At 71.2% G+C, this 13916-nt stretch carries 12 protein-coding genes; 5 read left to right on the plus strand and 7 right to left on the minus strand.

Going from position 1 to position 13916, the window contains the following annotated elements; all coding sequences use genetic code 11:
• Positions 1–78: 78 nt before the first annotated feature.
• From DDJ31_RS38350 to DDJ31_RS39795, 6 genes are all read right to left on the minus strand, one after another.
• On the minus strand, positions 79–933 hold the full coding sequence (locus DDJ31_RS38350; protein ID WP_127175832.1) for a carbohydrate ABC transporter permease: 855 nt from the start codon (positions 931–933) through the stop codon (positions 79–81).
• Positions 930–1874 (minus strand): carbohydrate ABC transporter permease, encoded by a 945-nt coding sequence (locus DDJ31_RS38355; RefSeq protein ID WP_127175831.1) that lies wholly within the window; start codon positions 1872–1874, stop codon positions 930–932. Before DDJ31_RS38355 ends, DDJ31_RS38350 begins: the two co-directional genes overlap by 4 nt.
• Positions 1871–3226, minus strand: a complete 1356-nt coding sequence (locus DDJ31_RS38360; protein WP_127175830.1) for an extracellular solute-binding protein — start codon at positions 3224–3226, stop codon at positions 1871–1873. Before DDJ31_RS38360 ends, DDJ31_RS38355 begins: the two co-directional genes overlap by 4 nt.
• A 330-nt stretch (positions 3227–3556) precedes the next feature.
• Positions 3557–4900, minus strand: coding sequence for an MFS transporter (locus tag DDJ31_RS38365; protein WP_127175829.1), 1344 nt, complete (start codon positions 4898–4900; stop codon positions 3557–3559).
• Positions 4901–5057: 157 nt separating this feature from the next.
• Positions 5058–6740 carry an amidohydrolase gene (locus DDJ31_RS38370; RefSeq protein WP_127175828.1) on the minus strand — a complete coding sequence of 561 codons (1683 nt, stop codon included), beginning with the start codon at positions 6738–6740 and terminating at the stop codon, positions 5058–5060.
• 387 nt (positions 6741–7127) lie between these two features.
• Complete coding sequence (locus DDJ31_RS39795; RefSeq protein WP_127175827.1) at positions 7128–8027, minus strand: Lrp/AsnC family transcriptional regulator; 900 nt, start codon at positions 8025–8027, stop codon at positions 7128–7130.
• Between the two features lie 167 nt (positions 8028–8194).
• On the opposite strand from DDJ31_RS39795, the gene DDJ31_RS38380 reads away from it, so the two are divergent.
• The gene (locus DDJ31_RS38380; RefSeq protein WP_127175826.1) at positions 8195–9178 is read left to right on the plus strand and encodes a C-terminal binding protein; all 984 of its coding nucleotides are present in this window, start codon (positions 8195–8197) and stop codon (positions 9176–9178) included.
• Positions 9175–9969 carry a class II aldolase/adducin family protein gene (locus tag DDJ31_RS38385; RefSeq protein WP_171480955.1) on the plus strand — a complete coding sequence of 265 codons (795 nt, stop codon included), beginning with the start codon at positions 9175–9177 and terminating at the stop codon, positions 9967–9969. The genes DDJ31_RS38380 and DDJ31_RS38385 overlap by 4 nt, the downstream gene beginning before the upstream one ends.
• A 45-nt stretch (positions 9970–10014) precedes the next feature.
• Here DDJ31_RS38385 and DDJ31_RS38390 read toward each other — a convergent pair whose 3' ends face one another.
• Entirely contained in the window at positions 10015–11127 is a 1113-nt protein-coding gene (locus tag DDJ31_RS38390) for a serine hydrolase domain-containing protein (protein WP_127175825.1), read from the minus strand.
• Positions 11128–11235: 108 nt separating this feature from the next.
• On the opposite strand from DDJ31_RS38390, the gene DDJ31_RS38395 reads away from it, so the two are divergent.
• The 3 genes from DDJ31_RS38395 (at position 11236) to DDJ31_RS38405 (ending at position 13619) form a co-directional block, all read left to right on the plus strand.
• Positions 11236–11931 (plus strand): TetR/AcrR family transcriptional regulator, encoded by a 696-nt coding sequence (locus DDJ31_RS38395; protein ID WP_127175824.1) that lies wholly within the window; start codon positions 11236–11238, stop codon positions 11929–11931.
• Between the two features lie 347 nt (positions 11932–12278).
• Entirely contained in the window at positions 12279–13262 is a 984-nt protein-coding gene (locus DDJ31_RS38400; RefSeq protein ID WP_127175822.1) for a helix-turn-helix domain-containing protein, read from the plus strand.
• 69 nt (positions 13263–13331) lie between these two features.
• Positions 13332–13619, plus strand: coding sequence for a hypothetical protein (locus tag DDJ31_RS38405; RefSeq protein ID WP_127175821.1), 288 nt, complete (start codon positions 13332–13334; stop codon positions 13617–13619).
• Positions 13620–13916: the final 297 nt, after the last annotated feature.

Raw genomic sequence — 13916 nt, forward strand, 5'->3', positions numbered from 1 at the left:
CGGACACCGTTCTGCCGGCCCGCCGACCGGCACCCCGCACGGGGTGCCGGTCGCGGGGCGTTGCGCCCCGGCGGCCCCTCACTGCCCCGCGAGCCCCGTGTGGGCCACCCCCGCCACGATCTGCCGTTGGAAGAAGACGAACACGACGATCAGCGGGAGGCCGGCCATCAGGCCGCCCGCCATGAGCTGGGCCCACTGGATGCCGTAGGAGTTCATGACGGTCGCGATGCCGTTCGGCATCGTCATCAGGTCGGGGTTGTTGGTCACCATGTAGGGCCACAGGAAGTTGTTCCACGAGGCGATGAAGGTGAAGATGCCGACCGCCGCGAGCGAGGGCCGCGACAGCGGCACGACGATGGTGAAGAAGACCCGCCAGCGGCCGGCGCCGTCGATGAAGGCCGCCTCCTCCAGTTCGCGCGGGACGCCCTGGAAGAACTTGTAGAGGATGTAGACCATCGCGGCGGGGGCGCACTGCGGGAGGATCATGCCCCAGTAGGTGTCGACCATCCCCAACTGCTGGACCGTGGTGAAGAGGGGGACGCCGAGCACGGCGGGCGAGACCATCAGGCCGGACATCACCAGGCCCATCAGCACCGCCTTGCCGCGGAACTCGGTGCGGGCGAAGCCGTATCCGGCGAGCGCGCTCACCAGCAGCACCACGGACGTCACACAGACCGAGACGACCAGCGAGTTGACGAACCAGTCGGTGATGTTGCCGGTCGCCAGCAGCGCCTTCCACGCCTGGACGGTCCACCGCTCGGGCAGCCAGTGCGTGGGGACGGCGACGGCCTCCGTCTCCGACTTGAGCGAGGTGAACAGGCCCCAGGCGAGCGGCGCGAGGAAGACGGCGGAGACGGCCGCGCCGAGGACGGTGAGGACGATCTGACCGGGCGTCCAGGGCCTGCGGGACTTCACGGGTACGGCGGTCGTCATCGGCCGGCCTCCTCGGTGCGGTTGCGCAGCAGCCACATCCGGGCGAGGGCGACGGCCGCGATGATCACGAAGAAGATGATGGAGATCGCGGACGCGTAGCCCACGCGGTAGCTGGTGAACCCTTCTTCGAGGGTGTACTGGACGAAGGTGCGGGTCGAGTTCTCCGGGCCGGGACCGAAGTCCATCATCACCACGGCCTGGTCGAAGACCTGGAGCGAGGCGAGGATCTGCAGGGCGATGACCAGGCCGGTGATGGTGCGCAGCATCGGCAGGGTGATGTGGATCGTCCGCTGCCAGGCGCCCGCGCCGTCCAGCTTCGCGGCCTCGTAGAGGTGGGCGGGGATCGACTGGAGGGCGGCGAGGTAGAGCAGGAAGCTGAACCCGACCGTCCACCACAGGGTCTCGATGACGAGGGCGAGCATCGCGTACGACGCGTCCGTCAGCCAGGGCGTGTCCAGGCCGAACACATGGTTGACCATTCCGGTGCCGGGGTTGAACAGCCACTGCCAGAGGTTGCCCGCGACCGTGGAGGGCAGCAGGAACGGCACGAAGAAGCAGAGGCGCCACAGCCACTGCCCGCGCTCGATGTGGTGGGCGAGCATCGCGAGCAGGAAGGCGAGGACGGCGATGCAGGGCACCACCAGCAGCGTGAAGTACGCGCTGTGGCCGAGAGCGTCCCACATCAGCGGGTCGTCGAGGGCCTCGCGGTAGTTGTCGAGGCCGATGAAACGCTCGCCCGTGCCGGTGATGTTGGCGTCCGTGAGGCTGAGGTAGACGCCGCGCAGCAGCGGCCAGATCACGAACAGCGAGAAGAGCGCGAGGAAGGGCGCCACGAACCAACCGCCGTGCTGGAAGCCCTGTCCGGGGCGGGCGGCGGTGGTGGTGCCGGCGGCGCCGGCCCCGGCGCGTGTCGGCGCGAGCACCGATCCGGCGGTCGTCATGCGGCCGTACCTCCCTGCGCGGCGGTCCTGCCGTCCATCGGGTTCTTCATCGCGAGCAGGGTGCGCAGCTCGTCTCTCATCCGGCGGGCCGCCGCGTCGGGCCTGGCGGAGCCCACGGTCGAGGAGACGACGACCGGGCCGACCCGCTGGGCGAGGATGCCGGTGGATCCCGCGAACCACACCTTGGGCTCGTTGGCCTGGTGGTCCATGGCCGACGCGTACTCGCTCTGCGGGGAGAGCCTCCGGTACGCCGGGGTGGACAGCGTCGGCAGATAGGCGGGGATGTGGCCGCCGGCCGCCCACTGCCGGGCGTGCGTGACGACGTACGCGGCGAGCCGGTGGGCGGCCTCGTCGGCGGCGCCACCGCGGTCGGACTGGTGCGGCAGCACGAAGGCGTGCGACTCGGCGTGGGTGGCCGGGGTGCCGAAGACGGGCGGCAGCGGGATCGCGCCGTACTCCAGCTCCGCGCCGGAGTAGACCGGCACCGACCAGTTGCCCTCCCACGCGAACGGGGCGCCGTTGATGAACTGTTCGGCGTTCACGGACCCCATCGCCGGGTCCGCGTAGCCGTCGCTGACGTGCCGCCGCAGGAATGCGAGCACCTGGGTGGCCTTGTCGGTGTCGAAGGTGACCTCGGTCCTGGCGTCGTCGAACCAGGTGCCGCCGAGCTGGGTGTAGAAGGCGACGAAGAACCACCACTGGAAGTTCTGGTCGTTGATCCACAGCCCGATGGTCTGCAGGCCCTTCTTGGTGGCCTGCCGCGCCTCCTTGAGGACGCCGAACCAGTCGTCGACGGAGGTGATCGGGACGATCCGGTCGTCGGCGCCGAGCAGCCCCGCCTTCCGCAGCACGTCCTTGCGGTAGAAGCAGAGCTGGACGTGGACGTCGAGCGGGAGGGCGTACAGCTTGCCGTCGATGACCCCGCGCTGCCAGAGAGCGGGGGTGTAGTCCGCCTCCCGCAGCCCGTACGTGGCGAGCAGGTCGACGTCCCAGGCGTCGAGGAGGCGGCCAGGCGCGAACCCGGCGACCCGGCCGATGTGCATGACGCCGAGGTCGGGTGCCCGGTTGCCCGCGGCCGCCATGGCGAGCTTCGTGTAGAAGGGGTTGCCCCACTGGAGCGTGGAGTCCTTCACGGCGATGCCCGGATGGGCCGCGCGGAAGGCGTCCAGCATCGCGATCATGTTGGAGCCGTCGCCGCCGCTGAAGAGGTTCCAGTAGCGCACCCGGGTCCGCGCGGTGGAGGCGAGCGCGTCGGCGCCGCTGCCGAGGCCGGCGAAGCCGAAACCCGCCGCCACCGCCAACCCTCCCGCCGCGCCCAGTAGTTGCCTGCGGCCGAGGCCAGGTCGTCCCATTGCCCGCCCTTACCGTCGAGGATCTGTCGTCCACGTGCTGGTACGCGTGCGGGTCCTTCGCCGGGGGTGAGCGGGCGGCCCACGCCACCCCACCCGTCCGTTCGAGATATCGACGCGTGCCCGTAAGTTCGAACGGGACCGTAGAATCGAAGCGCTTCCGCGTCAATGGGTCCGACCGGACTTTCCCGCACCGGGCACCCCACGCGCCGCCTCCCTCTCCCTGCTCCGACAGGCCCCGCACACGCCTCCGCGCCCCGGGGGAGCCGGGGCGCGGAGACGTGGGGACGGGTGTCGGCCGGCGCGGGTCTCTGCCGGTCGGGGAGGCGCGTCTCAGGCGACGGTCACCGGCGCGGTCACCGGCAGGCGCGGCTCGGCCGCGACGCGGCGCAGCCGGTAGGTGCGCAGCCGCAGCGTGCACCAGATGCCGATCGCCGAGGTCACCATCAGCGCGGCGGCGGGCGGCCAGTAGGCGCCGCCGGCCAGGGACGACAGCCACACCGCCGCGACCGGGCCGAACCCGCCGAAGACCAGGTTGCAGAGCTGGTAGGACATCGAGATGCCGGTGTAGCGGACGTGCGGGGCGAACCCCTCGGCGAGGATCGCCGCGATCGGACCGTAGAGGGCCGACATCACGAACCGCATGGCGAGCATCATCAGATAGATCAGCGCGACACTGCCCGTGCCCATGACCATGAACTGCGGGACGGCGAGGACCACCACGCCCGCGAGGCCGCCGACCACGATCCGGTGGGCGCCCACCCTGTCACCCAGCAGGGACAGGAACGGCGTCACGACGAGTTCCAGGAAGGCGGCCAGGGTGAGGCCGTTGAGCAGCATCGACTCCGACAGATGCCGGTCCTGGGTCCCGTAGGAGAGCAGGTAGCTGGTCACCACGTAGTAGCCGCCGGTGGCGGTGGCCAGCGAGAAGACGCCCACCAGGACGGTCCGCCAGTCCTTGCGCAGCACCTCGACCACCGGGAGCCCGGCCGCGCCGCGCTTCTTCTCGGCGCGCACCTCGCCCATCACCGGGGAGTCCTCCAGCTTGGCGCGCACCACCAGGCCGATGACGACGAGGACGGCGGAGGCGAGGAAGGGGACGCGCCAGCCCCAGGAGTGGAAGGCGTCGCTGCCGAAGAGGTTCATGAGACTGAACATGCCGGTCGACAGCAGCGCCCCGACGGACGAGCCGAGCTGCGCGAAGGAGCCGAAGAACGTGGACCTGCCCTTCGGCGCGTTCTCCACCGCGATGAGGACGGCGCCGCCCCACTCCCCGCCGATCGCGATGCCCTGGACCAGCCGGAGCACGATGAGCAGGATCGGCGACGCCACGCCGACCTGGTCGTAGGTGGGCAGCAGACCGATCGCGAACGAGGCGATCCCCATCATCAGCAGGGTGATGACCAGCGTCTTCTTGCGTCCGACGCGGTCACCTATGTGTCCGAAGACGATGCCGCCGAGCGGGCGCAGCAGGAAACCGACGGCGAACGTCGCGAAGGACGAGATCGTCTTGAGCGACGTCGGCATGTCAGCCGGGAAGAAGACGTCGTTGAAGACGATCGCGGCGGCGGTGGCGAAGGCGTAGAAGTCGTACCACTCGATGGACGTGCCGGCGAGGGCGGCGAAGGCCGATCTGTACGGGCTCTGCGCTGTGCTTGAGGTGGTGCGGTCCGTCACGTGGACCTCCGGGATGAGTGTGCGGACGGGGACGGGATCCGCTCACGGGTGAGCAGAGGATACGGCAGGGTGCGGGCGGCGCTCCGGCCGCCGGTGCGGGCTCAGGCCCTGGTCAGCGGACCGGGGCAGCCTGGTCAGCGGCCCGGGACGGTGCTGTTCAGCGGCCCGGGGCGGCCCAGGCGCGGCTGCCGCCGATCCAGGTCTCGCGCACCCGGATCCCGGTGAGGGCGTCGGCGGACACCGTCAGCGGGTCGGCGTCCAGGACGGTGAAGTCGGCGAGCATGCCGGGCGCGAGGGCGCCGACCGCGTGCTCGCGGTGCAGGGCGGCGGCGGCCGCGCCGGTGTGGGCGTGCAGCCCGGCGCCGACGGACAGGCGCAGCGACTCGTCCCCGAGGACGGTGCCGAGCACCGTGCGCCGGGTCGCGGCGGCGGCCACGGCCTCCAGGGGCGCGGGCGGCGCGACCGGCGCGTCCGAGGAGAAGACGACGGGGACGCCGAGATCCGCGCACCGGCCGGCCGGGTTGTAGCGGTGACCGAGGTCACCGACGGCGGTCAGGGTGCCGTCGCCGGTGCGCAGGTGGTGCTGGGGCTGCATGACCGGGACGACGCCGAGGTCCGCCATCCGCGCGATCTGCTCGTCGGTGGGCAGCCCGCAGTGCTCGATGCGGTGGCGCATGTCGTCGCGGGCCCGGTCGGCCTGCGCCTTCTCGATCGCGTCGAGCACCATGCCGATGGCGAACGGGGACTGCGCGTGCGTGGCGGTCTGCAGCCCCGCGGCGTGGGCGCGGCGCACGATGTCCGCGTACTCCTCGGCGGAGTGGTAGAGCTGGCCGTGGTGGCAGCAGTCGGCGGCGTACCCCTCGGGGAAGTAGGCCGTCCAGCCTCCGAGCGTGCCGTCGGCGTAGAACTTCACGCCCTGGACGCGGAACCGGTCGTCGCCGAAGCCGCGGACCACACCGAGGTCGAGGGCCGTGTCGAGCAGCGCCGACGTCAGATAGGCGCTGACCCGCATGCGCAGCGTGCCGTCGGCGTGGGCGCGCAGGTACGTCTCCATCTCGCGGCGCGAGACCTGCGCGTCGCCGACGGTGGTGACGCCGGCGGCGAGGAACACCTCCTGGGCGCGCAGCAGATGGTCGGCCATGATCGCGTCGGGCTCGGAGAGGTGGAAATTGGGCCCGTGGTTGCCGATCTTCACGCCGGCCGGACCGGTGAGGAGGTCGCAGGCCGCGTCCCAGAGCTGGCCGTCGGGTTCGCCGTTGTCGAAGCGGCCGATGCTGCCGCCCTCGGGGGAGGGCGTCCCGGCGGTGATGCCGCAGGCCCTGAGGGTGTGGGAGTTGACGACGCCGCCGTGGCCCGAGGCGTTCATGACGTAGACCTCGCGGTCGACGGCGACCCGGTCCAGGTCGTGACAGTCGGGGTGGCGGCCCTCGGCCAGGCGCCGGTGCTCGTAGCCGAAGCCGCGGACCGGGACTCCGGCCGGCAGGTCGCGCGCGGCCTCGCGGAGCACCGCGACCAGGGTGTCGAGGTCAGGCACCCGCTCGGGCCGCAGGTCCACCCAGGCCAGCGCCTGCCCGTACATCACCGGGTGGCAGTGGGCGTCGACGAAACCGGGGTGGACCAGGCCGCCGTCCAGGTGGAGTTCCTCGTCGACGCGGCGGCCGAGCGCCGCGCGGGCGTCGGCGGCGGTCCCGACGTGCACGACGCGGTCGCCGCGGACGGCCAGCGCCTCGGCGCGGACCGGGGTGCCCGCGGCGGCGACCGGCGCACCGGTCACCAGGAGGGTGCGGTCGGGGGACTCGGGGGACTCGGGGGAGCCAGGGGAGTCGGAGTGTTCGGGCATGGCGGGGCCTGCTTTCGACCGGGAAGGTTCAGAGGGTTGCCGACAGACGATTCGGCTTGCAGAACCATAAAGAGCGAACGACTGATTGACCAGACCTGTCGTAGAAGAATGTTTGTTAAGCCGAATCGCTACTTCGGTTTCGTATCGACTGTCGCGCCCGGTCGGCCGCTCCGTCATGCCGGATCGGCCACCCCCTCGCGCCCGGCCGCCGCCCCTGTGCCCCGTCGTGCGCTGTCGTGCCCCAGCGCTCCCGGCCGTGCGCTGTCGTGACCGGTGATTCCCGGTCGTGCGCGGTGATGCCCGGTCGTCACTTTCGAGGTGTCGTCGCCGCCCCCGGGGCGCCTTCAACCCGCCCTGCGGCCGAGGTCAACTCGCCCTGCGCCGGGGTCAGTTCGCCCTCGGGCCGAGGTCGTACTGCTCCTTCACCACCTCCAGGTGCAGCCAGCTCTCCACCTCGCGCACCGACGTCAGGGCCCGCATCTCCTCCAGCGTGGTGCGCACCACGCCGAACGACTCGGCCGTGATGGTGCCCACCAGCTCCGCGCGGCCCAGGCAGGTCGACAGGAACGTCACCCGGTCGAGACGGGTGATCTGCTCGGCCACCCCGGCCGCCGGCCCGTCGGTGCGCAGACTGAACCCGCAGAGATAGCCCATGCCCAGCACCTCGGGCCGTACCAGGGCGACCACCTTGGCCACCCCGCCGTCCAGGAGGCGCAGCGTGCGCGAGCGGGTGGCGCCCGCCGAGAGGCCCACCCGTACGGCCAGCTCGGCGAAGGGGAGCCGGCCGTCCTCCTCCAGCTCGGCGAGGATCCGCTCGTCCATCTCGTCCTGGAGGTCCGCGGTGGGCTCGACCGTGAGGAGGTACGGATCCTTTACGTGCCGGGTCGCGATCAGCGGATCCACCGTGCGCACGCCCTTCAGCGCCCGGATGCGCTCGATGGTCCGCTCCAGCGCCGCGAAGTCCGCCGTCCGAAGCTCCGCCATGATCGAACGCCGCCCGCTGGTCAGCGTCACGAACGGGGCCTCGGGCAGGGTGGCGATCTCGCGCGCGACCGGCGACGCGGTGCCGTCGGTGTCGATCGCGAGGTGCGCGGACGCGGTCAGCCGCCGCACCGCCGGATGCACGATCGCCACGACCCGCACCGCGCCGGACTCCTGGAGCCGCTGTACCCGCATCCGCGCGGCGGGCCGCGACAGCCCCACCTGCCGGGCCAGCGTCTCGTAGGTCAGCCGGCCGTCGGCCTGCAGCCCGCGCACGATCGCCAGGTCGGTCTCGTCGAGATCCACGGGGTGGTCTCCTCCTGCTCGGCGGTGCCGACCGGGGGACCGGCCGGGTTCGGACACATTCTCGCCTGCTCCGAACGCGACCGTTCCATCGATCCATAGACAATGATTCGATCGAAACGTAAGCTTTCCGCATCTTCGCCGACCGAATCGTCTATGGAGCGTGCAGTGTGAGTCACCCCATCGTCGTGATCACCGACACCGAGGAGCTCGATCCGGGACCCGGGGTGCGGCTGCTGTCCGACGCCGGGTTCGAGGTCCGCCTCGCCGGGAGCCGGGACCCCGACGTGATCGCCGCGCTCGCCCACGACGCCGACGCCCTGATCGTCGGCTACGCGCGCGTGGACGCCGCCCTGCTCGACCGGCTGCCGAAGCTGCGCGTACTGGCCACGATGTCCGCGGGCCACGACATGATCGACACCGTCGAGGCCGCCCGCCGCGGCCTGTGGGTGGCGAACCTGCCCCACGCCGCCACCGAGGACGTCGCCGTCCACGCCCTCGCCCAGGCGCTCTCCCTGACCCGCGGGCTGCCGCAGGCCGACGCCGTGGTCCGCTCCGGCGGCTGGAGCCAGGACCTCACCGAGACCCCCCGCCGCGCGGGCGAACTGACCCTCGGGGTGCTGGGCCTCGGACGCATCGCCCGGGAGCTGACCCGCATCGCCGCGCCGGTCTTCGGCCGCGTCATCGCCCACGACCCGCACGTCCCCGACCGGCCCGACGGCCCGGAGCGGGTCGACCTCGACACCCTCGTCAGGGACGCCGACATCCTGTCCCTGCACGTCCCGTCCACCCCGCGGACCCGCGGCATGGTGAACGCCGGACTGCTGGCCCGGATGCGCCGGGGCTCGATGCTCGTCAACGTCTCCCGTGGCGACCTCGTCGACCCCGAAGCCCTCCTCGACGCCCTCGACGACGGCCGGCTCGCGGGCGCCGCCCTCGACGTCTTCCCCGTCGAACCGCCCGCCGCCGCCGACCGGCTGCGCAGCCACCCGCGCCTGCGCCTGTCGCCGCACAGCGCGTTCCTCAGCGACGCCTCACTGCGCGCGTACGCCACCGAACCGGCCCGCAACGTCATCGCCTGGTGGACCACGGGCCGCCCGCACACCCCCGTGGTCGTCCCCGCCGACGCCACCTCCGGACAAGGAGCATCGTGACCGACATCCTCACCGCACCCGCCCTGACGCCCGCCGACGCGGCGGCGGAGGAGGCCCGGCTGCGCCGCGAACTCGCCGCCGTCTACCGCCTGGTCGCCCACTTCCGGATGACCGACCTGATCTTCACGCACATCTCGCAGCGGCTCCCCGGCCCCGAGCACCACTTCCTCATCAACCCCTACGGGCTGCTCTTCGAGGAGATCACCGCCTCCAACCTCGTCAAGATCGACCTCGACGGCAACCCCGTCGAACCCACCCCGCACCCCGTCAACCCGGCCGGCTTCGTGATCCACAGCGCGATCCACCGGGCCAGGCCCGACGCCCACTGCGTGCTGCACACGCACACCAAGGCGGGGTGCGCCGTCGCCGCGCAGCAGGGCGGGCTCCTCCCGGTCAACCAGATGTCGATGGAGTTCCACCGGCGCGTCGGCTACCACGACTACGAAGGCGTCGCCCTCAACCTCGACGAGCAGCGGCGCCTGGTCGCCGACATCGGCTCCCACCCGGCGCTCATCCTGCGCAACCACGGCCTGCTGACCGTCGGCGAGAGCGCGAAGCAGGCGTTTCTGCGCATGTACTACCTGGAGAAGGCGTGCGAGATCCAGGTCACCGCCCAGGCGGGCGGCACTCCTCTGGTCCTCCCCCCGGAGGACGTCTGCGAGTACTCCGCCCAACAGCTCACCGGCGAGGGCGAGTCGTCGTCCGACTTCGTCGACGACCAGGCCTACGACCTGGCGTGGGGCGCGTTGCTGCGGCTGGTCGAGCGGATCGCCCCCGACTACAAGGACTGACCGGGGACGCCGGGGGCGGCGGGGACACCGCGCGCCGGGGCGTCTTCACAGTCCCGCGAGGTACAGCGCCGTGAGCGCGTCGTCGATGGGATGGGGCTGCGGTGTGCCGGACGAGTCGAGCCTGTTCCACCGCTGCGTATTCACCGCGACGGCCAGCCGCCGCAGGCCGTCCGCGCGGATCATGGCCAGCGTCCCGCCGCCCCAGACGGTCCCGCCGTGGCCCCAGAAGGTGCCCTGACCGGGCACCTCCATCGGCTGGAGCCCGAGCCCGTAGTCGATGAGCCTTCCCTCCTGGGAGACGACCTTGACGGTCTGCCGCATCTGCGCCAGCGACTGTGGACGGACGATCTCCCCGGCGAACAGCAGGCCGAGGAAGCGGTTGAGGTCCGCGACGGTCGACGTCAGCGCCGCCGCCGCGCCCACCCACGACATGTCGTAGACGCTGTAGTCGCGCGGCGGGTCGATCATGCCGAACCACGCCTCGTAGAGCAGGGAGTGCGGCCCGTCGAGGTGCGCTCCCGCCGGGAACCGGGTGTCCCGCAGCCCGGCGCGCTGGATGACGTTCCGGGTGACGCACTGCTCGGCCGTGGTACCGGTCACCAGCTCCAGAAGCCGCGCCAGGAGCAGGTAGTTGGTGTTGGAGTACACCCCGGGCGCGCCACCGGGAGCCCCGACGGCGGGCGCGGCGACCCCCATCCCGATCAGTCCGACGGGGTCGAAACGCGTGAACCGGTTGTCGTCCAGGCTCTGGGGGCCGGTCTCCCCGAGCGCCGGGAACCCCTTGAGCGAGGGGTAGGCGTAGGGGAGGTACTCGGCGAGGCCGCTGGTGTGGTTGAGCAGCATCCGTACCGTGACGGCGGCGCCGCGCTCCCCGGGAACCAGCTTCGGAAGGTACCGCCCGATCGGGCGGTCGAGGCCGATCGCGCCGCTCTCGGCCAGCTGCATGACGGCGGCGGCGGTGAAGGTCTTGGTGACGCTGCCGACGCGGTGCCGCATGTCGGCGGTGACGGGACGACCGGTGACGACATCGGCGACTCCCGCCGCGCCCCGCCAGACCTCGTCATGGTCGCGGACCTCGGCGAACAGGCCGGGTATCCCCGCGTGGTGGACGTCCGCGAGGGCCGCGTCCAGGGCCGTGCGATCCAGTGGCTTCCTCATGTCGTGCCGTCCTCTCGTGTTCCCTCACACGCTGGTGCACTCATTATGCACGCGGTGCGTGCAACGCCAAGTGCATAGGTTAGGGTGAGCGGTGGAGAGAGGAGTGCCATGGCAGGCCGAAAGCGATGGTCGACCGACGAGATCCTGGACGCGGCGGCGGAACTGCTGCGCACGGGCGACGCGGACACGTTCAGCGTGCGCAAGCTGGCCGCGACGCTCGGAACGGACTCCTCCAGCCTCTACCGGCACTTCCGCAACAAGACCGAACTGCTGCGCGCCGTCGCAGACCGGATCCTGTTGGCCGCGATGGACGGCCACCGCCCCGAGGGCGACTGGAAGCAGCGCCTCATGTCCCTGGCCCTGCGGCTGCGCGAGGCGTTCGGACAGCAGCCCCAACTCGCCACGGTCTGGGGCCGCTACGCGTCCAGCGGCACCGGCTCACGGCTCGTCATGGAGGAGGTGCTCCAGGCCCTGCGCGCCTCGGGCCTGTCCGACGAGCGGATCCCGGCGCGCTACCACCGCGTCGCCGTCCTCATCGCCGCGTTGATCGCCGCCGAGGCAGGCGCGGGCACGGTGACCCCCGCGGAACACGAACAGGGCACGGAACTGTTCCGGGTGGCGGTCCTCGGCGCCGACCCCGAGCGCTTCCCGGCCCTCGCCCACTTCGCCCGCGAGGTCCGCCCCCTCGGAGAGGACCGCCGCGCCGCCTTCGAGGACATCCTCGGCGCCCAACTCACCGCGATCGAGGCGGAGATCGAGGCCGGGACCGAGGCCGGCTCCCATGCCGGGGGCGGCGCGAGCTAGCGCTCTGACCGGGAACGTTCGCCCCGGTTCGACCTTCTTCCCGGCCGCTCAGCGCAGCCCGGACGAGCCTTCGGGGTGTTTGCCCTCGCGAGCGACCCCGTGTACGCGCGGGGCGAACGGGTAGCCGCTCCCCATGCCACCCACCACGCCCGCGTCAAGCGCCAGGATCCTGTCATCCGCGTCGAACGCGGCCCGTGCGGTGCAGTGCTGCTCGCGAGCCAGGAGCGACGCCGCTCGACGCTGATCCGGCGCGGCGCGTCGTTGACGGCGGATACCGGGCCCGGTGCGGCACGGCCCGCAGCGCTCCGCCGTCTCGAAAACGCACACAGCTTCAGAGAGGGAAGTGCATGCTCGACGTTCTGGGAATGGACGCCACAGCAGAGGTGGTCTACCGCGAGATGCTGGCACACCCGGATGACGGTGTGGCCGATCTGACGCGCCGTCTCCAACTGGACAGGCAGGCGGTAAGGACAGCACTCGACACCCTCGGCGAGCTGGCTCTGGTGTGGCATTCCCCCGAGGATCCCCAGAGCTTCCATGTGGTCGACCCGCATCTGGCCGCCGAGATGCTGCTGGCCAGGCAGCGCGCCGAACTCGCCGCACAGCAGCAGCGTCTCCAGGAGGCCCAGGCCGCCGCCGTACAGCTCAAAGCGGAGTTCACCCAGGAGAGCGGCAGAGACGAGATGCACCGCCTGACCGGGGTGGACTGCGTCCGCGACTACCTCGCGGCGCTCTACGACAAGGTGGAGAGCGAGCTGCTGACCTTCGCTCCGGGCGGAGCCCAGACAGAGGCCAATCTGCGCAGTTCACGACCTCTCGCGGAGAACCTGCTGGAGCGCGGCGTGCAGATGCGCACCGTGTACGTCGACAGCGTCCGCAACGACTCCGCGACGGTGACGCACGCGGAGTGGCTGACCGCGCGCGGCGGCCGCATACGGACCGTCCCCTCGTTACCGAACCGCATGATCCTCTGCGACAGGAAGATCGCCATCGTCGCCGTGGACTCCGATGACACCTCCGCCGGCGCGGTGGTCCTGCACACGCCAGGAGTGGTCTCGTCGCTGTGCGCCCTGTTCGAGAGCGTCTGGCAGTCCGCCCAGCCGATCGGCGCGACCGCTCAACCCTGCGACGAGCAGCAACTGAGCCTGCAACAGATGGAAGTCCTACGGCTGTTGTCGCTGGGGCACACCGACGACTACGTCGCGGCACGGTTGGGTGTGTCCGCTCGAACGGCACGCCGCATCGCCACGAAACTCATGGAGTACCTCGGCGCGCGAAGCCGCTTCCAGACGGGCGTGCACGCTGCCGCGAGGGGCCTCATACGGCCCTGAAGGTCCGTACAGCCACCGGTCGACAACCAGCCGAAGGGGGATTGGCTATTCGAACAGGATGATTCGGTCATGTACCTCGTCCATCTCACTATCGCCATCCGAGGCGGCACGTCACTGCCCGCCGATATCAAGCAGGTGCTCGAAACCAACGCACCGGACGTCCTCGAACACGTCAGCGTGCATTCCCGGGCGCGGCCTCACCTGGCCATCAGTCTTTTCCTCCGTGCGGCCTCCCTGGACGAGGCTGAGAAAACCGCGGAGCAGATCTGGGAACGCGCTGTCACGGCGTGTCCTCGGCTGGCGGAGTGGACTCTGTTGAGCGCTGAAGTCCCGCTCCTGCCCTATGACTTGGAATGAGATTGTTCCCCTCTCTTTCCGCAGGTCATCTGACGGTCGAGAGCCGGGAGCGAAGTCCTCATGCTGGTCGGGTGTGACGGTCCGGAGAAACCTTCGGTCCCCCGGGGAGACTCCAGCAGGACGCCGCCCGCCGAATTCGCCGTCGAGTCGGCCGATCGCGGGCTCGGGCATTCCCCGCCGCACGGGGGCCCACCCTTGAAGACGCGGAATCGACGCGCCGTCCGATCCCCGCGGGCCCGGTCCGAAACCGGCGGGAACCCGGCTCGCGGGGCAGCCGGCCGCCGACGTCAAACAGGA

The sequence above is a fragment of the Streptomyces griseoviridis genome, assembly GCF_005222485.1.
Lineage (GTDB): Bacteria > Actinomycetota > Actinomycetes > Streptomycetales > Streptomycetaceae > Streptomyces > Streptomyces hintoniae.

Coding starts and splice junctions, on each gene's coding strand:
- DDJ31_RS38370 (WP_127175828.1), bottom strand. CDS start 6,740: ATGCCCGAACACTCCGACTCCCCTGGCTCCCCCGAGTCCCCCGAGTCC.
- DDJ31_RS38400 (WP_127175822.1), top strand. CDS start 12,279: ATGCTCGACGTTCTGGGAATGGACGCCACAGCAGAGGTGGTCTACCGC.
- DDJ31_RS38350 (WP_127175832.1), bottom strand. CDS start 933: ATGACGACCGCCGTACCCGTGAAGTCCCGCAGGCCCTGGACGCCCGGT.
- DDJ31_RS38360 (WP_127175830.1), bottom strand. CDS start 3,226: ATGGGACGACCTGGCCTCGGCCGCAGGCAACTACTGGGCGCGGCGGGA.
- DDJ31_RS38355 (WP_127175831.1), bottom strand. CDS start 1,874: ATGACGACCGCCGGATCGGTGCTCGCGCCGACACGCGCCGGGGCCGGC.
- DDJ31_RS38390 (WP_127175825.1), bottom strand. CDS start 11,127: ATGAGGAAGCCACTGGATCGCACGGCCCTGGACGCGGCCCTCGCGGAC.
- DDJ31_RS38405 (WP_127175821.1), top strand. CDS start 13,332: ATGTACCTCGTCCATCTCACTATCGCCATCCGAGGCGGCACGTCACTG.
- DDJ31_RS38395 (WP_127175824.1), top strand. CDS start 11,236: ATGGCAGGCCGAAAGCGATGGTCGACCGACGAGATCCTGGACGCGGCG.